General features: G+C 37.3%; 22 protein-coding genes. 7 read left to right on the plus strand and 15 right to left on the minus strand.

Features of this window, described 5'->3' with window-relative positions; all coding sequences use genetic code 11:
• Positions 1–147: 147 nt before the first annotated feature.
• Together AC4D4A_RS04800 and AC4D4A_RS04805 are read right to left on the minus strand one after the other, a co-directional pair.
• Positions 148–543, minus strand: coding sequence for an acyl-CoA thioesterase (locus AC4D4A_RS04800; protein ID WP_490994843.1), 396 nt, complete (start codon positions 541–543; stop codon positions 148–150).
• Positions 536–1,705: an iron-containing alcohol dehydrogenase gene (locus tag AC4D4A_RS04805; protein WP_490994844.1), complete on the minus strand. Its 1,170-nt coding sequence runs from the start codon at positions 1,703–1,705 to the stop codon at positions 536–538. Before AC4D4A_RS04805 ends, AC4D4A_RS04800 begins: the two co-directional genes overlap by 8 nt.
• A 227-nt stretch (positions 1,706–1,932) precedes the next feature.
• Here AC4D4A_RS04805 and AC4D4A_RS04810 point away from each other — a divergent pair, with 227 nt between their 5' ends.
• On the plus strand, positions 1,933–2,760 hold the full coding sequence (locus tag AC4D4A_RS04810) for a PRD domain-containing protein (protein WP_490994845.1): 828 nt from the start codon (positions 1,933–1,935) through the stop codon (positions 2,758–2,760).
• A gap of 220 nt (positions 2,761–2,980) precedes the next feature.
• Here the strand turns inward: AC4D4A_RS04810 and nagE are convergent, their stop codons facing one another.
• The 6 genes from nagE to AC4D4A_RS04840 all read right to left on the minus strand — a co-directional run bounded on the left by nagE (position 2,981) and on the right by AC4D4A_RS04840 (position 11,469).
• A complete protein-coding gene (nagE, locus tag AC4D4A_RS04815; protein ID WP_490994846.1) occupies positions 2,981–4,435 on the minus strand; it encodes an N-acetylglucosamine-specific PTS transporter subunit IIBC in 1,455 nt (484 codons plus the stop codon).
• Between the two features lie 142 nt (positions 4,436–4,577).
• Positions 4,578–5,048 (minus strand): PTS sugar transporter subunit IIA, encoded by a 471-nt coding sequence (locus tag AC4D4A_RS04820; RefSeq protein ID WP_490994847.1) that lies wholly within the window; start codon positions 5,046–5,048, stop codon positions 4,578–4,580.
• A 224-nt stretch (positions 5,049–5,272) separates the two neighbouring features.
• The gene (locus AC4D4A_RS04825) at positions 5,273–6,715 is read right to left on the minus strand and encodes a PH domain-containing protein (RefSeq protein ID WP_490994848.1); all 1,443 of its coding nucleotides are present in this window, start codon (positions 6,713–6,715) and stop codon (positions 5,273–5,275) included.
• Positions 6,712–7,230, minus strand: coding sequence for a PH domain-containing protein (locus AC4D4A_RS04830; protein ID WP_490994849.1), 519 nt, complete (start codon positions 7,228–7,230; stop codon positions 6,712–6,714). Before AC4D4A_RS04830 ends, AC4D4A_RS04825 begins: the two co-directional genes overlap by 4 nt.
• 156 nt (positions 7,231–7,386) lie before the next feature.
• The gene (locus AC4D4A_RS04835; protein WP_490994850.1) at positions 7,387–8,232 is read right to left on the minus strand and encodes an aldose epimerase family protein; all 846 of its coding nucleotides are present in this window, start codon (positions 8,230–8,232) and stop codon (positions 7,387–7,389) included.
• Positions 8,233–8,370: 138 nt separating this feature from the next.
• Positions 8,371–11,469 (minus strand): efflux RND transporter permease subunit, encoded by a 3,099-nt coding sequence (locus AC4D4A_RS04840; protein WP_490994851.1) that lies wholly within the window; start codon positions 11,467–11,469, stop codon positions 8,371–8,373.
• A gap of 111 nt (positions 11,470–11,580) precedes the next feature.
• On the opposite strand from AC4D4A_RS04840, the gene AC4D4A_RS04845 reads away from it, so the two are divergent.
• On the plus strand, positions 11,581–12,417 hold the full coding sequence (locus AC4D4A_RS04845) for a TetR/AcrR family transcriptional regulator (RefSeq protein WP_490994852.1): 837 nt from the start codon (positions 11,581–11,583) through the stop codon (positions 12,415–12,417).
• A gap of 174 nt (positions 12,418–12,591) precedes the next feature.
• Entirely contained in the window at positions 12,592–13,224 is a 633-nt protein-coding gene (locus AC4D4A_RS04850) for a YesL family protein (protein ID WP_490994853.1), read from the plus strand.
• A 138-nt stretch (positions 13,225–13,362) separates the two neighbouring features.
• Here AC4D4A_RS04850 and AC4D4A_RS04855 read toward each other — a convergent pair whose 3' ends face one another.
• From AC4D4A_RS04855 to AC4D4A_RS04865, 3 genes are all read right to left on the minus strand, one after another.
• Positions 13,363–14,184 carry a carbohydrate ABC transporter permease gene (locus tag AC4D4A_RS04855; RefSeq protein ID WP_490994854.1) on the minus strand — a complete coding sequence of 274 codons (822 nt, stop codon included), beginning with the start codon at positions 14,182–14,184 and terminating at the stop codon, positions 13,363–13,365.
• 16 nt (positions 14,185–14,200) lie between these two features.
• Complete coding sequence (locus tag AC4D4A_RS04860; protein WP_066106306.1) at positions 14,201–15,079, minus strand: carbohydrate ABC transporter permease; 879 nt, start codon at positions 15,077–15,079, stop codon at positions 14,201–14,203.
• A gap of 70 nt (positions 15,080–15,149) precedes the next feature.
• Positions 15,150–16,445 (minus strand): extracellular solute-binding protein, encoded by a 1,296-nt coding sequence (locus AC4D4A_RS04865; protein WP_490994855.1) that lies wholly within the window; start codon positions 16,443–16,445, stop codon positions 15,150–15,152.
• A gap of 138 nt (positions 16,446–16,583) precedes the next feature.
• Between AC4D4A_RS04865 and AC4D4A_RS04870 the strand changes: the two genes are divergently transcribed.
• The 4 genes from AC4D4A_RS04870 (at position 16,584) to AC4D4A_RS04885 (ending at position 21,090) form a co-directional block, all read left to right on the plus strand.
• Positions 16,584–17,783, plus strand: a complete 1,200-nt coding sequence (locus AC4D4A_RS04870; protein ID WP_490994856.1) for an ROK family transcriptional regulator — start codon at positions 16,584–16,586, stop codon at positions 17,781–17,783.
• A gap of 77 nt (positions 17,784–17,860) precedes the next feature.
• A complete protein-coding gene (locus AC4D4A_RS04875; RefSeq protein WP_490994857.1) occupies positions 17,861–19,465 on the plus strand; it encodes a glycoside hydrolase family 43 protein in 1,605 nt (534 codons plus the stop codon).
• 153 nt (positions 19,466–19,618) lie between these two features.
• Positions 19,619–20,299, plus strand: a complete 681-nt coding sequence (locus AC4D4A_RS04880) for a hypothetical protein (protein ID WP_490994858.1) — start codon at positions 19,619–19,621, stop codon at positions 20,297–20,299.
• Between the two features lie 152 nt (positions 20,300–20,451).
• A complete protein-coding gene (locus tag AC4D4A_RS04885; RefSeq protein ID WP_490994859.1) occupies positions 20,452–21,090 on the plus strand; it encodes a hypothetical protein in 639 nt (212 codons plus the stop codon).
• A gap of 166 nt (positions 21,091–21,256) precedes the next feature.
• Here the strand turns inward: AC4D4A_RS04885 and AC4D4A_RS04890 are convergent, their stop codons facing one another.
• The 4 genes from AC4D4A_RS04890 to AC4D4A_RS04905 form a co-directional block, all read right to left on the minus strand.
• Positions 21,257–22,105, minus strand: a complete 849-nt coding sequence (locus AC4D4A_RS04890) for an SAM hydrolase/SAM-dependent halogenase family protein (RefSeq protein WP_490995196.1) — start codon at positions 22,103–22,105, stop codon at positions 21,257–21,259.
• A 761-nt stretch (positions 22,106–22,866) separates the two neighbouring features.
• A complete protein-coding gene (locus AC4D4A_RS04895; RefSeq protein WP_490994860.1) occupies positions 22,867–23,508 on the minus strand; it encodes a hypothetical protein in 642 nt (213 codons plus the stop codon).
• Positions 23,508–24,014, minus strand: coding sequence for a hypothetical protein (locus AC4D4A_RS04900; protein WP_490994861.1), 507 nt, complete (start codon positions 24,012–24,014; stop codon positions 23,508–23,510). Before AC4D4A_RS04900 ends, AC4D4A_RS04895 begins: the two co-directional genes overlap by 1 nt.
• Positions 24,015–24,091: 77 nt before the next feature.
• Positions 24,092–24,853, minus strand: coding sequence for a hypothetical protein (locus AC4D4A_RS04905; protein WP_490994862.1), 762 nt, complete (start codon positions 24,851–24,853; stop codon positions 24,092–24,094).
• Between the last annotated feature and the right edge of the window lie 207 nt (positions 24,854–25,060).

Raw genomic sequence — 25,060 nt, forward strand, 5'->3', positions numbered from 1 at the left:
ATCAACAGCTCCTCATATATAGTCCATAATAAAACAGGATACCCCTCAGAATTGTATATAAACATACTATTCATGCATGCCATTTCCGTTCTGTACCAACTAGCTGCCCTAATAGAAATAAGACTTACGTAATCTGTAAGTCTCTAATCATTCAATATATACATGCTGGGATAGTTCATGTTTTAAATGTTGCGGTATAGGTTCTGTTTTCTGAGTCTCCAAATTAAAATTAACGTATATTGCTGTCCCTTTGGCACAAACCTGACCATTCTGGTGAATCTCCTCATACAGCTCCAAGCTTGTATTTCCAATGCGTTTAACCCATGTGTAAACTTCGACATTTGTACCGAAATATATTTGTCTACTATAATCTATATTCATATTTAGAATGATCATTTTCCATTTCTGAAATGAGAGATCTGGAGTAAACAGTTTAAAAATCGGGTTCCTTGCTGCTTCAAACCAAATGGGAATCGTCGTATTATTAACATGGCCAATGCCATCTGTTTCAGAAACTCTCGGCTCGATTGTTTTCTTAAACATACTTGCCTCCTGTCTCTCTACTCAGAGCCACACCTTTATAGGCATGCTGATAAATATTCAATATATCATCCTTATTTAAAGGCAGCGGACTTCTGGCCAGCAGCCTTGTCTGTTTGTTCGCATCATCGGTCAATCCTACCAACGAAGCTTCCTTCACACCATATTCCTTCAATGTGACAGGCAATCCAACGTCCTCTATCAATTGATGAAACACCTCGAATGGCGACTGCTTTTCATCTCCCAGTATCGTTACTAGCTGATTCATTTTGTCCTGGCAATTTTCCTTTATATAGTCCATTACATAAGGCAGCAATACAGCGTTCGATTCCCCATGGGGCAGTTTGTATTGGCTTCCCAGTGGATACGCAAGTGCATGAACACCGGCTACACCTGCATTGTAAAAGGCCAAGCCAGCCAGATAACTCCCATGGCTCATTGCTGATCTTGCTTCCAGATTATCACCATTTTGTACAGCCCTACGGATTGCCCCTCCAATAAGCTTAATGGCATGAAGAGCAATTCCATCCGTCACATCATTCGCTTGGACTGAAAGATATGATTCTACTGCATGTGTCAAAGCATCCACACCGGTAGCAGCCGTAATTCGTCTTGGCACAGAAACCGTCAGCTTTGGATCGACAATTGCCAGATCAGACAACAAATACTTATGGGTAATGACATCTTTTGTTCCTTCAAGCGATAGCACGGCAATGTCCGTCACTTCACTTCCAGTCCCCGAGGTGGTCGGGATTAATATTTTTGGTTTCCCTTTATGGAGGATGGAATTTTCCCCATTTAAATTTAAGTAGTCGGCAACATCCCCTTCATTGTCAGATATGACCGCTGCCAGCTTAGCTAAATCCAATACCGATCCTCCGCCAATACCAACAATACAATCAAAATCTTCTCCTCTTGCAAACTCAACCAATCGTTGAGCACAAGCAAGCGTCGGCTCTGGCTCCACATCCGTGTAAATTTCAACTCTGTATTTTGATTGTAATGGAGTCACATAAGGTGTAAGCAATCCAATATCAAGTAATAATTGGTCAGTGATCAGCAGGATTTTATTACTTTTCATAGATTGCAAACCTTCATCCAGTCTCTCCATTGAACCCCAGCCAATAAAAGTTTCCCCCGGAAACTTAATAGTAGACAACGCCATGACAACCTCCTTTTATCTATTAATAACTCATTTCTGAGAATCTAATGACTTCTTTTACATACTTCGTTATAAACGATCTATTTCCTGTTATTTTTTCCAACAATGACACCACTTTCTTCTAATTTAATATAAATTTTACATCTATTAGCTATTTTAATATGATAGAAGTAACTACATTCCCATCGATAAAAAAATAATGAGCCAAGGGTTTCAGGAGGTGAAGATACATGAAAATCAAGAAAGTCCTTAATAATAATGCCGCGATTGTCATGGATGAAAATCAGGAAAAAATCGCGCTTGGTCCTGGAATTGCATTTAATAAAGGGAAGAACGATATCATCAACAGGAATAAAATCGATAAATTGTTTGTTATCAAAAACAGTGACCATTTTGATCAGCTTTTACCCCAAATCCCCAATGAGCATATGATTCTAACACAGGAAATTATTCAGTATGCTGAGGATTGCCTTCACGTAAAATTAAATCCCCATATCTTTATTGCTCTCGCAGATCATCTTACGTTTGCGATTGAACGCCATGAAGATGGTATATTTATAAAAAATAAACTTATCCCCGAGATAAGAGTTTTATATAAAAAGGAGTTTGACATAGGCATTTGGGCAATCAATCATGTTAAGGAGAAAATAGGTATACAAATGCCCATAGATGAAGCTGCCTTTATCGCACTCCATCTGCATACGGCATCTATTCCATCTGGAAATTTGCAAGTTTCCTTACGTCAAACTTCTATTATTAATGAAATTGTTCAGATGATCCGGGACTATTTTTCTATCAGCTTAGATGAAACTGGACTTTCCTACGAGCGCTTAATAACTCATTTCCGCTATACCCTGTATAGAATCGATGAAAATCCTGAGCGAACAACAATGGATGAAGAGATGCTGCTCATGATAAGCAATAAGTTTCCTTCCTCCTATCATTGTGCTAAAACAATCGCAGAACATCTTTCTACACAGCATGGCATACATCTTCCTTCTGAGGAAATTGGGTATATTACCATTCATATTGAGAGATTGCAAGGCAGAAAGGGATGAATTTGTTATTCATGCTGATAGCTTAGACCCCTTCTCTCCCATGAATGAGCTTGTAATAATAAAAAAGCTCTTTCCATATTGACTGGAAGGAGCTTTCGCTTGAGTTACTTTAAATTATAGGCTGTTTTTAGATGCCTTCAAAAGATGAAGCAAAGGTGCCAATTTAATAGTAACCATTTGAAATTCTATAATTGTATCTTTCATTAAAGACGATAATGAACTAGTTCTTCACTATTTTTTTTAATTCATCAGCAACAAATTGAACATTTGTACCGACGATAACCTGCAGACTTTCCCTTCCGGTTATCTTAATACCAGGTACACCAGTCGATTTAATTTTATTTTGATCAACCGCATCCATGTTTTTGACTTCCAATCTAAGGCGAGTTGCACAATTATCAACAGAAACGATATTTTCTTTACCGCCCAATCCTGTATAAATCTCAGCAGCTAAACTGGCATATTTATTTTCAATAGAGGCCGCTGCAGCTTTCATCCCATTTGCCTCATTCTCCAATTCTTCTCCTCTTCCAGGGGTATTAAGATTAAATTTCACAATAATGAATCGGAACAAGAAATAATAAATGACTGCAAAAATTAATCCCTGGACAATCAGCATATAAGGCTGATTAGCGAGCGGTAATTGGAAACTTAGGAGAAAGTCTATCAATCCAGCACTGAATCCAAACCCCGCTGTCCAATGAAAAGTGGCGGCAACCGCCAGCGAAATTCCTGTCAATACAGCATGGACTAAGTATAATAATGGAGCTGCAAACATAAAAGCAAACTCAAGAGGTTCCGTCACACCTGTAAAAAATGCAGCAAAGCCTGCAGCAAGCATTAAGGAAGCAATCTGTTTCTTATGTTTTGTTTTCGCCGTATGGTACATAGCCAGTCCAGCAGCAGGTAACCCAAACATCATTACCGGGAAGAATCCGGCCTGATACATTCCAGTTACACCTTTCACACCTTCACCTTTCCAGAAGTTACTGATATCATTGATGCCAGCAACATCAAACCAGAATACTTGGTTTAACGCATGGTGTAAGCCGGTTGGTATTAGTAATCGATTAAAGAATCCGTAAAGACCGGCACCTACGGCTCCCAATTTAGAGATACCTTCACCAAATGAAATCAGGGCTGTATAAACAGGAGGCCATACAAATAGTAGAACGAGAGAGACAACCAGCATAGTTAAGGCTGTCATAATCGGTACCAAACGTTTACCACTAAAGAAAGCCAATGCATCCGGAAGCTTGACATGACTGAATCTGTTATACATGGAAGATGCTATAATACCTGATATGATTCCGACAAATGCATTTTTGATTTTATCAAAGCCTGGAGCTACATTTTCTACCTCAATCCCCTTTAACATCGCAACCGTCTCGGGTGCCAGCAAGGTTGTTACAACCAAAAAGGCGACTAAGCCACTTAAAGCAGCTGAACCATCCCGATCCTTTGACATTCCAAGCGCAACACCGACTGCAAACAGGATTGCAATATTGTCAATAATTGATGATCCGGCTTTGATTAAGAAGGCTGCCACAGGACTTTCAGCACCCCAGCCACCCGGGTCAATCCAATAACCAAGTCCCATCAAAATAGCAGCAGCAGGCAAAACTGCGACAGGCAACATTAACGAGCCGCCCAGCCTTTGTATATACTTCTTCACTTTACTCCCTCCGCTTCTTTTAATTAGTGAGCTAGACTACGCTTTCAAGCCATACATTTGACCAGATTTTGAAAACGTTTTCAAAATAATACACTTTCCTAAAGTTCTCATCACCTCCTTTCATGTATAATAAAAAATAGTTTTAGATTGTCATAATAACCGTTTCACCTTGTTTACACGTTCCCTTACTGCCGTAGGTAATTTCCTTATCGCTATTCATCACTATAATTGGAGTAACCGTACTTTCAACTCGCTCCTCTAAATACGCCCAATCCACCTCTATCAACAATTGTCCAGCTCTCACCTGTTCTCCTTCTATAACGGAAGGCTGAAATCCTTCTCCATTTAAGGCAACGGTTTCAAGACCAATATGAATTAAGACCTCAATACCAGATTTACTGCGGATCGCAATGGCATGTTTGGTTGGAGCAATCATGATAACCTCTCCATTAAAAGGCGCATATACATCGCCGCCTGAAGGCTGAATTGCAATACCTTCTCCCATCATTTTTTGGCTGAATACTGGATCAGGAACCTCTTCAATTGAAATAACCGTACCATTTAATGGTGCCATCAAATTATTCTCTTTCTTCTTAAAAAAATTAAATGCCATTCTTAATTGCTCCTCTCTGTCTATAGATATGATTTGTATTTAGAAATTAATCTTCAAACTGTCCTATTGAACAAAAAAGGCATGGCGGAATTAGAAATAGGTTATTTCTAACCTATCACTTTACCACCATGCCTGAAGAGTATCAGTTACATGTGAGACAGATAATATTTCTATTTCCATAGTATCATTTTCCCCATGTAAATTACAGGGAAATTTGTATACCCTTACAATCTTTTTATATTTACACTAGTCTTATACCATTCATGAAATTCCACAACGACTTCCTTCGGTACATCAGGTAAAGAGGTAATCACAACCGGCTTGGAGCGATTGGTGAATTCCAGTGTAGCCACGTTAAATTTACGCTGCAGCCATGAATATTTACTCACGGTTTGCTGGATATTCTTACGTTTGGTTAAAAAGGTTTCTGTAATTAAACCGCCATTTCGTACCTGGATGAATGCATCCGTTTGCAAATAGCTTGTAAATTTATAATTAAGGAAGCGGAGAATCAGCTCAATTACGAATACACCTATTGCCAACCAAATCCAGTCTTTCTTGAAAAAAAAGAGACCGATTAAAGCAGCAATCGTCCAGTAATATGGGCGAATGAGCCTTAGCCATAATACATGCTTCGGTAAATGTTTCATCTCCTCTTCAATATGATAATCTGGCAATAATTCATTCGTTAATGAATAGGCTTCATGCTTTGGCAGAAATGGGTAAAGTGAACTAATCTCCTCTTCACTACTCTCTGTTTGGCCGGCACTTACTACCTTGACCTCGGCCATTCCCAGAAGACGCTTGATTAAAGACTGTTTAATCGTGATTGCCTGAACCCTGCTTTTTTGAATGGAAAAAGTGTTTCTGTTTAACACTCCTTTAGAAATATAAATCCTTTGATTATCACCGGCTATTTCATAATTTCCATACTTGAGGACAGTTTGGATATATCCTATTCCAAAAGAAAGAAGAAGCGCAATTACAATCAACGGAACCAATAAACCTAAGTGATTCATAAAGTAGGTAAACACTGCTTTAGTGGATTCCTCTACATTAAAAAAATCATCAATATTTGAGTAAACAGCTGCCAGAAGCGGGAAAATAGCTAGAAAACTGAATGATGTCAGTGCAGCTTTTAAGTTATCTTTTTGAGTCGAGCGGAAGTAGATCTGCTTTTCAATGACTTCTTCTTCTTTTGCTTCATCTAACCGATTGGAATTCTTCCTGTATACTAAATCAAGGATGCGATCCGCTTCCTCTGAACTAACAGCCTCAAAGATTAGAGTCGATTCGTCATCCGTAGTCCCGGTTTCAAGTTTAATCGTTGTTAGCCCAAGCAGCTTATGGATAAAGTTTGTTTGAATATGATGGTCCTGAATTCGCTCATAGGTTGTTGTACGCAGCTTTTTAACAAACACCCCTTCATGAAGAACGATCGCTTCTTCGTTCAATTCATAGGTATTTGAATACCATTTTAATGGAATGTATATAAGGGCCCAAGCAACAACAGCCCAAAATGCATATCGCGCCCATACAACCCAACCGGTCTCTGTACCAGCATTTAAAATAAATAAAAAGATGATAATAAATAAAAGACTTTTAATAAATGAAACAATTTCTATAAGAATCCAGGCAGGATGTTGTCTTTTCTTAGATTGATTCATAGCTTCTGCTCCATCCCTATTTCATCAAGGTCTTTCACCTTCGCAAAAATTGCAATTTGCTCCCGTAAAGCGATCGCTTGTTCAGAAGGTATGGCTGGAATCGTATGATTTGTAGTTGTCGTTCCTATTTCAACATCATAAAGCTGATACTTTCGTAAGAAGGGGCCTTGATGTGTCGATACATATTCTACTTTTGCCATCGGAATCACAATGTGCTCCACGATAAAATGGCCACGTTTCAATTGAACGTATTCCTCGTCAATCTCGTATCTCCAGGTTTTATGTTTATAATAAGGCTCGAAAAGAATAGAATAGATTGCCGAGAGTACAGTTAAACCAATAAGTACAATTAATCCATATGTAATCCATATCTTCCAATCATACATTTCTGAAAGATACCATAATACTCCTAATATAAGAATGGTAATCCCGTGTCCCAGGCTATTGGACAGCCTCCAAACCAATATACTATCCTTCGATATTCTCTGCGTCGGTTCTTGAATCTCTAAATACATTGCTCCACATCCCTGCCTATCTTTTCCTATCTATACGTGAAGATAGATATTTACTCTGTAATGCTCCTATCCCTTATTTCGACAAAAAACCTTCTATTCCTTTTAATCAAACAAAAAACCCGGTAACTAGTCTTACCGAGTTGTATCCTTTCAGGGTTATCCCAGCTTGATTGAGATACTGCATTTAGCCTGTAACTCTTCGTTTGCAGGTAAACGAACAACACCTTCTTTTTGATCAAATCCATTAGGAAGTGCCATCCATGGTTCAAGACATACATATTGATCCGGCCGTTCTGACCACACAACAATAGTAGTAAAATCGTTGCTATACTCTACTTCTATAGTGTCTTGATTATTACTTAGTCTGGATATCCCTTCAGATACCGGACTGAAATTCTTAGCATCCTGAATAAGTAAATCTTTTAGGTTTTCTTCGTACTTTTTTGTTATGCCATCTTCATTATCAACATATTGAGTTGCTGGAATTTCATAACGACTGTTTGAATGATTCGCATTAAAATAAGGGTGAAAACCAGCATAGAATGGCATGGTTTCTGATGATAAATTTTTGTAGGTTTGGTAGATACTTAGTTTTCCGTCTTCCAATTTATACGTAAATTCTAGAGAAAAATGAAAAGGGTATTGTTTAAAGCTTTCTTCATCATCCTGCAGTTGTAAAGTAGCCCAATTTGAAGCTTGATCGATTACTTTCCAAGCTTTATTCCGGGCAAATCCATGCTGTCGCATTGTATATGTATGTCCGTTTAATTGATATTCATTATTTGGTAATGGACCACAGATTGGAAACAGAACCGGGTTTCCTCCGCGGATATTCTTTGATGGATCAGCAAACGTTTCCTCTTGTAAATATAAAATGTCTTTTCCATGAAGAGTTAGCTGAATTAAGATGCCCCCTCTTTCCGGACATAACACTGCTCTTGAATTTGTGGCTTTTTCTGTAAGAACAATTACGTTATAACCAGCCATTACTTCCATCGGCATTCCGTTCACTCCTTAAACTTAAATTGAGTTATATTTGTGAATTATACCACAATTCCTAATCGTATTGATTAATGGCTAGACAAAAAAACACAGTTTCGTTAGCAATCTAGGTTGCTAAGAAACTGTGTTTTTAGTTGTTTAATCTTCTACTATATCCTTACGATTCTTCTTAAGCATTTTAGAAAGTACCTCATAAACAATCGGTACTACTACCAAAGTTAATAGCGTGGAACTAATCAAACCGCCAATAACGGTAATAGCCAGGTCTTTTGAAACAAGACCTCCACCGCCGCCATCACCGAGTGCCATTGGTATCATTGCACCAATTGTAGCAATAGCAGTCATGAGAATTGGACGCAATCTTGTTGCTCCAGCCTCAAGAATGGCTTCACGCATCTTCATTCCTTCACGTTCCATGTGAATGATACGGTCAACTAACACGATGGCATTTGTAACAACAATACCAATTAACATTAACAGACCCATCATAACAGATACAGAAATGGTTTGATCGGTTAGATATAATCCAACAAATGAACCTATTACTGCAAATGGCAAGGAGAACAGAATGGCAAATGGAGCCAATCCTTCACGGAATGTGACAACTAGGATAAAGTAGACGATCGCAACTGCTGCAATCATGGCCACTCCTAGCTGCGTAAATGTCTCAGTCATATCTGCTGCAACGCCGGCAACTCCCGTCGTTACACCCTTAGGTAAATCGAGTTTATCTACTTCTTCATCTGCTGCAGTTGAAGCCTTGGATACATCTTCACCGATAATGGTTGCAGACACAGTCGCATAATACTCACCTTCAGAACGAGCTAATGTGTTGAGTGTTGTGCCTTCTTCAACTTTTACTAGCTCAGATAAAGGCATTGCCGTACCCTGTGCAGTTGGTATTGGCGTTTTCAGTAAGTCATCCATTGATTTCGGATCAGCTTTCGCTTCACGTTGAACGACTACCTCTATATCATTGCCATCATTTTCAACTGTCGTTAATACTTCTTTTTGATCAGATGCATTTAGTGCCATAACAATTTGGCCAGTAGTTAAACCATATTGCAGGACATCCGCCTGATCTACATTTAATACATGCTCTACATATGGATCCTCAGCATCCGAAGTCACATCTTCTACTTCATCCACATTACCGAGAGCACCTTCCACTTGTTTTACAGCATCCTGCAGATCATCCAAGTCCTTACTGTAAATCGTGTAGCTTACTTCATTGGATGACATGCCGCCCATAGCCGCAAAGTCTTGCAGCTTCCATTCACCTGATTGGCCGATATTAAGTAGATATTCTTCAACTTCTTCTTTTGCCTCACTGAAGTTTTCCATATCAGGATCAAAGATGAGGAACATTAATGCTCCGCCAGCACCGCCTCCCATAGCCATAGACGCTGCCATATCAGCAGAATCAGAATCGTTTACGGATAACTGGATTATATCTATATCTTTCCGGTCCATTAATTTCTCTTCGACTTGCTCAATGTTTTTCAATGTATCTTCCTGTAACTCACCAGTAGCTGGTGTGTACGTAATATACATTGTTTTCTCTTCCTGTGATCCCATAAAGCTGAATCCAATTAACGGTGTTAAGGCTATTGAACCAACTAGCAGAACAACAGCGATAATGGAGGTGATGATTTTATGGTTCAGCACCTTCGCCAATACACCTTTATACCATAATGCTAGTTTACCTACTTCTTTATGCTGACCTTCTTTTCTGTCACCATATATTCCTTTTCTGAATAAGAAGTGAGATAGTGCCGGAACAATTGTAATGGCCACGATTAACGATGCAATCAAGGCAAATGACATTGTTAGGGCAAATGGCATGAACAATTCTCCTACCATACCACCAATAAAGACCATTGGGGCAAATACTGCGATTGTTACTAATGTTGAAGACAATATAGGCTTGAACATTTCAAGCGTTGCTTCACGAATTAGCGCACGTCCTCTAAGCTTCTCTTCTTTCAAATGCATTCTTCGATAAATATTTTCCACCACGACAATGGAGTCATCAATTACCCGCCCAATCGCAACCGTAATCGCACCAAGTGTCATGATATTTAATGTAATATCCATCCAATTCAAGAGCAGTAATGCCATGAAAATGGATACTGGTATGGAGATAATGGATATAATCGTAGATTTAATATCTCGTAAAAATAACAAGATAACTAGAATTGCAATTAATCCGCCAAATAAAGCTTTTTCTATCATTGTAAATACAGAGTCTTCAATTGGTTTACCCTGATCAAGCGTAACATCAATCTTCAATCCATCGATTGCTTTTTCTTGATCATCAATTAAATCTTTTACAGCATTCACGACTGTCACGGTATTTGCTTCTTGTCCTTTAACGATTTGAATCGCAATGGCATCCTTACCGTTTGTACGTGAAACAGATTCCACTTTACCAACTTTTTTAATTTCTGCAATGTCACTTAATTTTACAAATGGCGTTGGGTTTTCCGCAGACGGTGTAACTGGAATGACCATGTTTTTCAGGTCATCAACCGTTTTAAGTTTACCATCTACATAAACCGCTTCTTCGCCTTCCTCAAACTCATAGAGACCAAGTGAAAGCTCCATATCGCTTGCCTGGATCATTTCCTTCACTTTGTCTTCAGTCAGTCCCAATTGCTTCATCTTTTCCTGATCGTAACTGAAGTTCACTTCTTCTATATGCTGCCCTGTGATAGTTGCAGAAGCTACACCATCAATATCTTCAATTTTAGGCAGAATTGTATCTTCAACAGTTGAGGTTAAATCTACAATGTCCTCTTCCCCGCTGCTGATGGATAAAGAAAGAATTGGCATCATATTCATACTGATTGCCATGATGGATGGTTCTTCAGCATCCTCCGGCATTTTTACTGCATCAATCGCAGATTTCAGCTGACGTTTTTTCTCATCCATATCTACCCCATACTCATACTCTACCTGAACCTGAGATACACTGGATGATGAATTGGAATATACGGCATTGACATCTTCAAGTCCTTCTATCGCCTTCTCCATTGGAATGGAGACTTCATTCATTACTTGCTCTGGAGCAGCACCTGGATATACACCCATAACAATTAAGTATGGAATAGATATATCTGGAATAGACTCCATTTTCATTCTTGTGCCTGAATAGATTCCTGAGGCTGTAATAATAATCGTTAATAGCCACACAGCCAGTTTATTTCCTAAAACAAAGTTGACTAACCCCTTCACCCTTACACCTTCCTTTTACTAAAAAGATTCTAACAATTGACTCAATTCCTACATTTATTTATAATAATGACTGGTTGGTCAGATGTCAACTAAATGAACAGGAGTGTCGGCATGGTTAAAAAACAATTAATAATGGAAAAGGCTTTTGAGCTTTTCGCAAAAAACGGGATTGAAGCAACATCTGTTCAACAAATAACGGAGGTCTGCGGAATCTCAAAAGGCGCATTCTATCTATCATATAAGTCGAAGGATGAATTAGTGTTTGCACTGATTGATTACTTTCTGAGTGATATGGCAGCCAATATTGAACAATCGGTCAGTGAATCTAATCCAGACCATTCACTGCTTTATCATTTTTATTTTAATATTTTTAGTTCGTATCAAAGCCATTCTAACTTTGCAAAGGTTTTAATAACAGAACAATTTACCTCCTGTAGTATGGAACTATTTGAACAGTTAACAAAATATGACCAATTTATGAATTCTATCATATTCACAATAGTTGACCGACAATTTCCAAATGTGGATGATTCGATGCGGCCAGATTTGGTTTATACGATTAAAAGTTTCTGTAAACTATATGCAGAGCTATTTTTCATATCAAATTATCCTTTTGAGCTTAATATTCTTTGCAATTCTTTAGTTGAAAAAGTAACCATTCTAGCCAATCAAGCAACCATTCCGCTAATTTCAGCAGAATATTTAACCTATACAAGCTCAAAATCAATCATTCCTACCAAGGGAGAACTGGCTGATCTGCTTACGGCAAAAAAGGATGAAATATCAGATCTAACCGTACAGCAATCATTAGAGCTATTAAAAGATGATTTATTGAACCCCCAATATCCAGGAGTCATCATTCAAGGCCTACTAAAAAACTTAAAGGCAAATTCCCACACTAAATGGACTGCTTATTTATATGAAACATATTTGGAGACATTACAATAAATTTTAGTAACCGCAATTATTCATTAATCCCAAACACAGAGATGCTTGGGATTTTTATTTTAGGTATTGATTTATGAAATGTTCTAATTATTCCATTTATGTTTATTACACCCTGCCGATATTGCAGTATAATATATAGAATAAGAGGGTTTCACCAAGGAGGGGTTTTCATAATTGAAGGATTTAGGAAACAGCCTTTATACCATATTGGAATGGGTTATGAGGTTTGCTTATGTAAATATCTTATGGTTTTTATTTACGATGGTCGGTGTAATTGTTTTAGGGATATACCCCGCTACTACAGCCATGTTTTCTGTAATGAGAGAATGGTTAAGAGGGAATTCAGATGTACCTGTGTTCCATACTTTTTGGTCCTATTACAAAAAAGACTTTTGGAAAAGTAATCATTTAGGAATTTATACATCCATTATCTTTTTATTGATAGGTATTGATCTTTTTTACATACAGAGTGAGGCAAGCAAGCTTATTACCTGGACTCATATCCCGATATTTGCTTGTATTCTATTTTTTATCTTCTTACTGTTTTACCTATTTCCAGTGTTCGCTCATTATGATTTACCGGTACGATCCATTTATAAACAAGCGTTTTTCATTATGTTAATTAGCCCGATTCAAATCATCATGATGGTCATTTGCCTTGTTGCATTTTCAATCATCTCGTTCATCTTCCCTGCACTTGCATTTATTTTTGGTTTAAGCTTTTATTCCTTTATTACATCATGGCTAGCCTCCTCCTCTTTCAAACGTTTAGAGGCAAACAACAAAATAAAACAAACTGATTTATAACTCTATCAGTTAATTAAAAACAAAGCACAAATGTTCCCTTATCGCACTTGTGCTTTTATTGATTTCATTGAATAAATTCCTTAACCATAAAAACGACATACTCCCCATGCCAGGTGTATGTCGCTTTGGATTATCCTATTATCCTTTTACTGCGCTAGCTGATAATCCTTCAATTACTTTATTACTGAAGAAAATAAAGGCAAGCAATAATGGTAGGAAACTGATAATTAATGTGGCACCGATGGCACCCCAGTCAGTCATATACTGTCCAATAAAATTCTGAATGCCGACTGTTAAGGTTTTATATTTATCAGAGCTGATAAATGTATTAACAAAAACGAATTCATTCCAATTGTAAATCATATTGATGATAACTGTAGTTGACATAATAGGCATGGACATGGGCAGAACAATTCGGAAAAACATCCGGTTGATTGAGCTTCCATCTATGATCGCAGCCTCTTCAATTTCTCTTGGCAATGTAGTATAGAAGCCAAGCAGAATCATCATGGTAATTGGCAAATTATAAGCCGTATAGGTAAGAACAATCGACCATGGATTATCAATTAAGTTCACGTTCAAAAACATATTAAACAAAGGAATTAACGCTGAATGAATCGGAATCATCAACCCGATCATAAATAATCCTAATACAAGTTTACTGTATTTCCAGTGCATTCTTGTAATTGCATAAGTTGCCATACTTGCAAAAAGAACCGTTAAAACGATGGCAACACCTGTAATCCAAATACTATTAAAAAAGTATAATCCTATGCCACCATCCCAAACCTTCAAATAGTTTTCCCATCTAAATTCGGAGGGAAGAGCAAATGGCGAACCCGCAAATATCTCCTGATTGCTCTTTAATGAAAACAGGAAAAGCCAAATAATTGGGAACACCTGAAAGACCGCAACCACTGTCAAACAAATATATAACACTATTTTTCCAAAACGAGCCATTCTTTTCCTCTCCTATCTAATATTGGATTTCTTCCTTGGATGCAGTCAGTTTATTGATAATAAACGTCACAATTAACGTAATGACGAGTAACAGGAAGCCAATTGCACTGCCGTAACCAAAATTAGAGGATGAGAAAGCCAGCTTATACATATAGGATGCCATTACTTCACTGGATCCGTTCGGACCTCCACCTGTCATAACATAAATAAGATCGAAATATTTAAGTGAACCAACAATAGCCAGTACAATTGTAACTTTTACAACTCCCATGATCAGCGGCAATTTAATCTTCATGGCAATCTGCCATGGAGTAGCACCGTCTATTTTTGCTGCTTCAATTAAAGATTCAGGTATATTTTTTAGGGCTGCATAATAAATCAAGATATAAAATCCAGCATACTGCCATAGGATGGGGATAAAAATAGCATATAAAACGATAGATGTATCAGATAACCATAAAGGTGGATTTTCAACCCCAAACCAAACCAATATCGTATTTAATATTCCGTTCGATGGATTGAACACTTTAATCCAAAGCTGCGCAATAGCCACTGAAGATAGCAGCATAGGAATCAAATAAATTTTCCTTAATAAATTTGCCCCTTTTATTTTGGAAGCAAGAATGAGAGATATAGCTAAATAGATAACTAAACTCAATGTTGAAAAGATAGCCAGTAAAATGGAATGCCAGGCACTATCCCAAAATTTCGCGTCCTGGATTGCATTTATATAGTTCTCCAAACCAATAAACTTCATGGCTCCAATGCCATCCCAATCCATAAGCCCATAATAACCTGTCAAAATAAGCGGGATAAAAATCAGTACACTGACCAATAACAAAGCCGGCAGAATATACATAGCTATAATCCACTTATTGGACATCACCTTATTCATAAAAACCACCTCATCTGTATGTAGGAAAAGGATTCATCGTATCAGGATGAATCCTTTTTCCTTTGTCGTTTTACTTTGAAGAAAGCGCCTTTTCATGCTCTTTTGCAAATTTCTCTGGAGTTGTTTCCTTGCCGAATAAAGCTTGAATTTGATCTAAGTGAACCTGTGCTGCATCGGAGCTTAATTGTACATCCGCATATAAGGTAATATTAGTTGCTTTATTTAATTTCCCTAAAACATCTACATACATTTGCGGCAAATCAAGCTTCTCAGCATCAATTTTAGTAGCTGGTATTACGCCGGCATCCGTGACAGATTTTTCTCCCCACTGCTGAACAAAGTAAGATACGAAATCCTTCGCCTCTTCTTTTACTTTAGAGTCCTCAGAAACAAACAATCCAACTCCAGGTCCACCAACATAACTGTTCATATCCCCTTTTCCATCAACAGATGGGAAGTCAAAGAAACCAACCTGATCTTTAAATTCCTGAGGTACATCCGGATTTGTTGTGTAGTTTGGCAAATCCCATGTAGCAATTAGATACATAGCGGCTTGGCTGTTCATGAACATACTTTTTGCTTCTTCATCAGATAAACCGTTGAATCCGTTTACAAATCCATTTGCATCAACTAATTCCTGTACTTTTTCAGCGGCAGATACAAGCGCTGGATCTTCGAAAGAACCTGAACGATCAATGGCACCTTTCAATGCTTCAGTCCCGCCAATTCGATCCGCTAAATACATATACCATAATGAACCAGTCCATTTATCCTTATTACCTAGTGCAATTGGCTCAACTCCATTTTTATCAAGAGTTTTTGCGGCCTTTACTAACTCATCAAATGTTTTTGGAGCTTCTAAGCCATTATCCTTAAACATTTTCTTATTATAGAAGACAGAGGCTATATTAAGTTCCAGTGGCAGACCGTACGTTTTACCATCGATTTGGTAAGCTTCCGAAGTACCAGCTACAAAAGAATCCTTTAAATCTCCTTCTAGAATGTCATCCAGTGGCGCAAACTTTTTGCCTTCCACATATGGTTGAAGGTATCCTGCTGACCATGTCATTCCCACATCAGGAAGTTCATTGGAAGCAGATAAAACTTTAATCTTATCCTTGTATTGTTCATTGCTAAGTACTTCAAGCTCAACCTTAACATCCTTATGTTCCTTCTCATAATCCGCAACGATTTTCTGAACAATTTCATGATGTTGTTTAGAGCTTCCTTCCGGCCATAGGTGCATAAACTTAACAACTTTCTTTCCATCACTGTTTGACTTTTCGGTTTCTGACGAACATCCCGCTAGAACTAAAAATAAGGCCAAGAACCCAGCAAGAAAAGAAAACGCTTTCTTTTTACGCATAATTAAACCCCCAATAGTTAATTTGACTTACTAGTAAACTTAAATTTAGAATATCATGGAAAACTTTGTTTGTCTACTAGATAAACAAAGTATTAGATGTTACTATTATAGTAAATGTGATAGAAATGAGGCGGACCATTGAAAACGTATAATCAACAGGTTGTTAAAAAAGAAAATAAGTCTTTGGTCATGCATGTCATTAAAGAATCTCCTCCTTTATCACGAACAGATGTGGCCAATAAAACCGGCCTTAATAAAGGAACAGTCTCTTCATTGGTTTCCGAGCTTATAGAGGAACAGCTCGTATCTGAATCCGGACCCGGCAAATCTAACGGGGGCAGACGGCCAGTTATGTTATTATTCAATGAAAATGCAGGCTATTCCATAGGAATTGATCTTGGAGTTAACTATATTTTAGGAATCGTGACCAACCTGCAGGGGAAAATCCACAAAGAAAAACTGATAAAATTCCAGGAACTAACCTATGAAGATATTAAAAAAAGACTGTATGAAATGATTGATTGTATGGTTGCTTCCATACCTGATTCGCCATATGGTTTAGTCGGGATTGGTATTGGTGTACCAGGCACGGTCGATACAACCGGAAGAATTTTAATGGCTCCTAATCTAAATTGGAAAAACATCGATTTAAAAAATATGGTCGCAAAAAAATACTGTGTACCTGTTACAGTTGAGAATGAAGCGAACTGTGGGGCATATGGCGAAAAAAATTTTGGTGTCGGAATAAATTTCACCAACATGATATACATCAGTATTGGATTTGGAATCGGAGGCGGCTTAATCCTGGATAACCAACTTTATCAGGGTAATAATGGACTTTCAGGGGAGCTCGGTCACATGACGATTGAAAGAAACGGAGAGAAATGCCGGTGCGGAGACCATGGATGCTGGGAATTATATGCATCAGAGAGATCCCTGGTCAGTCAGGCGAAGCTCATGATGAATGATCCCACCATTACACTCGAACACTTAATTGATCTTGCCGAAAATGAAGACCCTACAGCAATTGAATTATTCAGTGATATAGGGAAATCGATTGGGATTGGCATTAATAATATCATTAATATTTTTAACCCTAATCAAGTTATTCTTGGCAATCGCCTGGCCGCCTGTAAAAAATGGATTCACTCTTCCTTAGTAGATACCATAAAAAATCATTCACTGTCTAATCATCAAAAGAACTTACATATTCAATATTCAAGTCTAGCGAGTCATTCATGCGCTTTGGGCGTAGCTGCTTTTTCAACTGAACATTTCTTAAATAACGATTTGTATCATCAAAGTATTCAAACCTATCCATTGGTGGATCAATATTAGCTGCTTTCTTTGCTGACATAATCAAATTTCATATTTATGAAAGCGCTTCTATTTTTATATATTAAGGAGGATACAAAATGAAAATTCAAAACCCTATTTTAACTGGCTTTAACCCTGATCCAAGTATTTGCAGACGTGACGAAGATTATTATATTGCCGTTTCTACGTTTGAGTGGTTCCCAGGAGTAGGTATTTATCACTCTAAGGATTTAAAGAATTGGTCATTAGTTTCTCGTCCATTAAATCGATTAAGCCAATTAAATATGATGGGAAATCCTGATTCAGGCGGTATCTGGGCTCCTGCTCTCTCCTACCATGATGGGAAGTTCTGGCTCATTTATACGGATGTTAAGGTGACAGGCGGACAGTGGAAAGACAGCCATAATTATCTCAGTACCTGCGAAACGATTGATGGCGAATGGTCTGATCCAATCCATCTTAATAGCTCTGGCTTTGATCCATCTTTATTTCATGATGCTGACGGCAAGAAATATCTTGTGAATATGGTCTGGGATCATCGTCTTGGAAACCATAGTTTCTATGGAATTGTACTTCAGGAATATAGTGTAGAAGAGAAAAAGTTAGTTGGAGATAAAAAAGTAATCTTTAAAGGGACCGACATCAAACTGACAGAAGCTCCGCACTTATATAAATGGAATGGATACTATTATCTATTAACGGCCGAGGGTGGAACAAAATATGATCACCAGGCAACGATTGCCCGTTCCAAAACGATTGATGGACCATATGAAGTTCATCCGGAAAATCCATTAATTACTTCGTTTCCTTATCCAAGAAACCCATTACAAAAAGCGGGCCATGCTTCCATCGTTCACACACATACAGATGAATGGTTTTTAGTCCATTTAACCGGACGCCCTCTTCCTAAAGAGAATCAGGCATTACTGAATCCAAGAGGATTTTGTCCGCTCGGACGTGAAACAGCCATTCAACGATTAACATGGGAGAACGATTGGCCATATGTAGTGGGCGGTAATCAGCCTTCTCTTGAAATAGAAGGTCCTAAGATGGAGGAAGTAAAATGGGAAAAAGACTACCCTGAAAAAGATGATTTTAACGAGAAATCATTAAACCTTAACTTCCAAACGTTACGGATTCCGTTAGGAGATCATCTCTCATTGGAAGACAAACCGGGTCATTTACGCTTGTACGGTAAAGAATCACTCACTTCAAAATTCACACAGGCTTTTGTAGCAAGACGCTGGCAGCATTTTAACTTTACAGCAGAAACTAAATTGGCTTTTAACCCGGACACTTTCCAGCAGGCTGCCGGCTTAGTAAACTATTACAACACAGAAAATTGGAGCGCCCTTCAGCTTACATGGCACGAAGAGAAAGGTAGAGTTCTAGATTTAAGCGTTTGTGATAATTTCACCTTTGATCGACCATTGAGAGGTAATGAAATTCCGGTACCGGATGAAGTCGAATATGTTTATATACGTTCCGAAGTCCAAACAAACACGTATCACTACTCCTATTCATTCGACGGAGAAGCTTGGACACAAATCCCGGTAACCTTATACTCATATAAACTATCGGATGATTATATCCGCGGAGGAGGATTCTTTACTGGAGCATTTGTAGGCATGCAGTGCCAGGATACATCTGGAGAAAGCAAGCCTGCGGATTTTGATTACTTTACTTATAAGGTCAATGAATAATTTTCGTAGGGGTAAAATAGACTGCTTTAGCTTAAGAGGGGATATCCAGACCGGATATCCTCTTTTCTCATGTATAAATGCATCGTAAGCAAATTTCCTATGTTTAAGTCCTTACTATTTTAGGAAAGGTATAGGATAACGAGGAGGTTTCTGATGGATACATTTTTGTATTTATTGTTTGCTTGTTTTTATGCCGGCTTGCTCATTATGATGCTTCAATCTATAAAAAAGAGCCGTGTTAGCAAAGTATCGAATGTACTGGTTCTGGTTATTGTACCGCTCATTTATGATAATGCCATTCTTGGCATCGGAAGGTGGATTGGGGAGGGAGAAGTTTTAGAGAATTTGAATGCAGCTCGGTTCTGGATGCATGCGATTTTTACACCGTTGTTAATTACGTTTTCCTGGGATGTACTTAAACGTGCTGGGGTCAAGTGGGCGAATACAACCTCAGCCTTACTTATTACAGTTACCTTTACACTAATTGCTTTTTTGATAGAACTATTTACGGTTGTTTTGGATCTCTCACTAAAGGTGGAAAGAAGCTATGGAATTCTAAGCTATACTTCAACCAGTTCCCCTCAAGGACCGCCAATCATGATTTTAATGGTCACCATGGCTATCCTTGTCTCATCCATTATTCTTTGGAAAAGAACAGGTTGGTATTGGATGTTTGTTGGGACCGCACTTATGATTATCGGAAGTATGGTCAAGATGCCAATTGAAAGCGGCGCAATCACCAATGCGTTTGAGTTAATCTTACTCATCTCTCTTGTATTTACAAAAAGATATCAGGATCGTTATCAGGGCGAAAAAAGACTGGCTCCCGGTTAAATATCCAAGGAGACCAAGCCAATGAAAGTCAGCTTGGTCTCTTTAAAGCTCTATTTCTTATTAGGTTAAACTCCATTTATGATAAATAACAGATGCGCATTTAAAGGAAATATAAGACAATAAAATAAATCAAAGTTATTGGAGGAGTTCATTTGGAATGGCTAGAACCTTTTTATGGAGACCTTTTTGTTGATGAAGAAGTGGACAGCCTACCACTTTTTAGATCCAAATTCATTGATGGTAATGGAATACAAAAACACTATTCCATTCTGACGCAATTTTTCCTACTATTAAGCGCACAGTTGAGAGATAGCGTTACTTATTTTCCGATAAAAAACGACCTTATCAAGGATAAGGAGCTGCGAGAAATCATCCTGCACTTCGATGAGCGAAAAGTATTTCTGATGAATGATAAACCGATTGAGGTCATGTTGGCTAAGCCCAATGATGATTCTTTAAAACATTTCATGTCTAATCCTATAAATCCTGTTATTAGGAGCCTTTTTCCGCAAAGTAAACAACTTCAACAAGTTCAGTACTCACCTTCAAATCCGTACAGAGTAATTCCAGAATATATCGACTCCTACGAAGACAAGGAGTTCGATGAAGTACTAGCCTATTTAAAAGCCAACACAGAAACCCCTTCATTTGGTTTTCAACTCTCAAATTGGATTCTGAATGATTCCCTTAAAGATTCACCTGCTCTGCGTTATTTATCTCATCACACACAAACACTTTGCCTATGGATAGACGAATCAAAAAGAATTATCTCCATCGAAATGCAATTTTAGCATTAGCTGAAAGCAGAAAAACAAAACTGATTAACACTAGCAGTAAAATATCTAACCTAAGTTAAACCAATGCCTATACAACACACTCATCAAGCTTTAAAATGCATAAGAAATTTCACTAAATGTAATTGGAATACCAAAAGGAAGGTAAAAAAACCTTCATTAATTATGGCGCTTTACGAATAGTAATGCGCCAATTACTGCCCGTGCTAATATGATAAGTATCAGCAAATGATTTCTGATTGAGAGCCAGCCCCAGATTATCAAGCGAATTAACATAAAGAATGGCTTCCTCTAATGCACTGTCTGCAAAAGATCTGCCATATACAACCTCTTCCTCATACCTCACTGTTCCATCCTTTTCAATTTGAACCCAGACCCTATCTCCTAGTGAAATTTCCAGTTTCCTAAACAGCTCCCGCGAAATATTCGTCCACAGATTCCCAAACCGAATATCAAGAATTTCAATAATGCCCGTAATCTTATGATCATGTATGTATGCCTCATAAAGAGGTAGCTCAATAAGGGAATCAACAGAAATTTCCGGCCCCACTTCCTCAAAACCGATCACCCCAGCTGCAATCCTTGCCCCTGTATACGCATAAACATCACGCCCGTGGAAAGTGTAGGATTCTCCTGAACGCGGTAAACGATTTACCTTCTCATCTATCACTCTTGCTTCCGTGATGCCAATTTTATTTTTGATATGGGATAGGGTACCGTTATCAGGTGTGACCACATAGTGTCCACCAGAGGTCTTGGCAACGATGCTTCGGCGATCGCATCCTACTCCCGGATCTACCACCGATACAAATACCGTTCCTTCCGGCCAATATGAGATAGCCTGCAACAGACGGTATGAGCCTTCCCATATATTAAACGTTGGAATATCATGCGTATTGTTACTAATCTTTAAAGAAGGATCGACAGAAAGCGCTACTCCATACATAGCACTTACAGCTCCATCACTTAATCCAAAATCTGATTGAAAAACTAATAAACGTTTCAACTTCATCCCACCCATTTCTTTGTCCATAATAAAAAACACCACGCCCTTACCATGATAAGGACGTGGTGTGACTTCACGTGGTTCCACCTTAATTCACTGCTTACTCACATAAACAGCCTTCGTAAGTGCAAAAACGAATCAACGCTTCATACACACTGGTATGGATAACGAGTACCAAATCTCGTCGGAACCTACTAATATACTAAATTATACTTTCGGTACGAGGCTCTGAACCATTTTTGATACTGAGATATTTCAGTTCTTTTCAGCAGCCGAAGCTTTCTAAAAGAAACAGTATCTACTCTTTTCTTCATGCCACTTTAATATTTAGAATTATCAAAATTATAAGTAAGTATGTCATGTTTTGTCAATAGATATTATCCAAATAAGGAAATAAAAACCGGTAATACTGACAAATTTAAGGAAAGTTACAGCTATGTCTTCTCTTGTCGATTGAAGAATATATGTAAGGGTTCCCAAACGTACTTTCTTCTCCAATATAGTAAAATGGAGACAGCGTAGCGTACAGATTACACGGACTACCAAGATAAGAGCGACACATTTAACTGGTAATCGGTCGCTAGCATAGATAGAAAATATACAAGCTTTATCTAACAAATGATTGGAGGAGGAATAAGTATGTATTCAAATCTTGTAGCTCTTTTTCCAAATTAGTAATGCTCCAGGCGAGAGTAGTAAAGATACCTATATAAAAAGGACAATCCAAATGGATTATCCTTTTTATACCAAAGAATATGTAATACTTTCTAGTAACTTTCTAAGATTTCATCAGTTACTTCTAGAAAGTATTCAAAAGTATCATTAGCCTTAATTAATTCATCATATAACAACTTTAATAGATTTCCATTCTCAACATCTTCTGGATTATTCGGTCGTCCTGGATTTGTATCTGAACCTGTTTGATTATCGTTGTCTTGAGATCCATTGGATGAATGATCATTATTAGTACCACTATTACTTTGGGTATTCTCCCCAGTACTATCATCAGTATCACTATTATCTAATAAACCATTCCCATTATGACTTGTTTGATTATCACTATCTTGGGAACCACCTGATGAATAATCATGATTATTCTCATTATTGCCTTGTATATGGTTCTGATTACTACTTACTAAACCATCTTTATTGTTAGTAATTTGATTAGCACTGTCTTGAGATTCACTTGATAATTTATCATTAGTAGTAGGATTTTGATCTAGATTGTCTTCGTTATCTTTCCCCTCATCTTTTGATACTTCAGATGTAGTCTTTTGTTCATCTTTAGAATCTTCATTTACTGAGCAGGATTTAACTAAAAATACAAGAGCTATTAGCAACACTACTATCATTACTATTAATAAATTTCTTTTCTTAGAGCCGTTATTAGTTGATTGATTATTGTCCATTATTCTACCTCTGATTCATTGTTAGTTTGAGGTTTTTCTTCTTGGTCAACATTAGATTTAGACTCTAAGTTTGCTATTTGTTCTTCTAATTCTTTTATATAGTCCTCTTGTTCTTTATTCTTTTCTTCTTGATTAACCTGATTGGACTCTAAGTTTTCTATCTGTTCTTCTAATTCTTTTATATAGTCTTCTTGTTCTTTATTCTCTTCTTCTTGATTCTCTAAATCTTTCTTTAAACGATCAACCTTAGATTCTAATGCTGCATCACTATCTTGTTCCGAAGCTTCTTGTAATTTAGTGTATTCCTCATATAATTTCGTATATTTGTTTACTAACTTCTCTTCATTAGTTGAATAAGCTTCTACTTTATCCTTTAAAATATTTATATTATTTTCAATACTATCTATTGGAGTAGGATTAAAAACTACGGATGATGCTATAGCAACTGATGCTATAGCCGCACTACCAATAACCCCAATTACTGTACTAATTAAAACCTTACTCATCATTTTCTCCCTTTATATCCAGATTCTAAAATAAGGACTAATAAAAATTAGTCCTTATTTAGATTATTATAAAGTTTTTATTTCTCTTCTGGGAATGTTATTTGTTGTACATTACTTCCATCATCATTAGTTACCGTAACAATAACTTGAACTATATTAGCTGCATCTATTTGAGAATACCAAGGTTTATTCTTTACACTTAGAGTTGTAGAGTATGTATTACCAGCTACTAATTGATTTTCATAATCATTTTGTTCAAGCCCTGTGCCATATTTGTTTCCTTGAGAGTTTAAGTATCCGGCCCAAGTTTTATTTTTTGTTAGTGTTTTACCTTTATTATCCTTAAACTGTATTTCAATATTTCCCTTAGATGATTTAGGTGCTATATTTATATCTTCTTTTAGCGTTATAGAAACTTGAGTATTGTCTACCTGGAAATAAGCTTGTGCCTCTACTAATGGTAACCCTGGTAAAGAATCCGGATTTGTCGGTTTTAATTCATTAACTTCCGCAACAACTTTATCTGAGTCGTCTTTTAAATCCTGTATTGCTTTATTAGCTATATTTATTTGTTTTTCAAGTTCTGCTTTTTCAGATGCAGAAGCATTTGTATTATTTTTCAATTCGTTTTCTAAATCATTTATTTTTGTTTCTGCAGCTTTTTTTAAGGCATAATATTCTTTAACTAAATCTTTATCATTAGCTGCAAATTCTTCTATTTTACTTTTTAATTCTCCAATGTTAGCCCATACTTCTTTTGCGATCTCTGTCTTGAATACTAATGTTCCTGCTAAAGCCGTTACACCTATTGCTCCAGCAATTGCTGCTTTCAAATTCATTTTTAAACTCCTTTACTACGCTATTATTATTGGAAATTATATCACCTTGCATACTAGTGTATCAATTTAAAAGATAATTTGGAATTGCTTACAAAATTCAACTTTTGTGTATATAAAAAAAATCTTGTAAACCATACTTTTTACACCCTTATATAAATTTCCATCTATAATTAACCCACAATAGACAATAAAAAGTAATCCATAATA

The organism is Pradoshia sp. Z5_111, assembly GCF_058267535.1.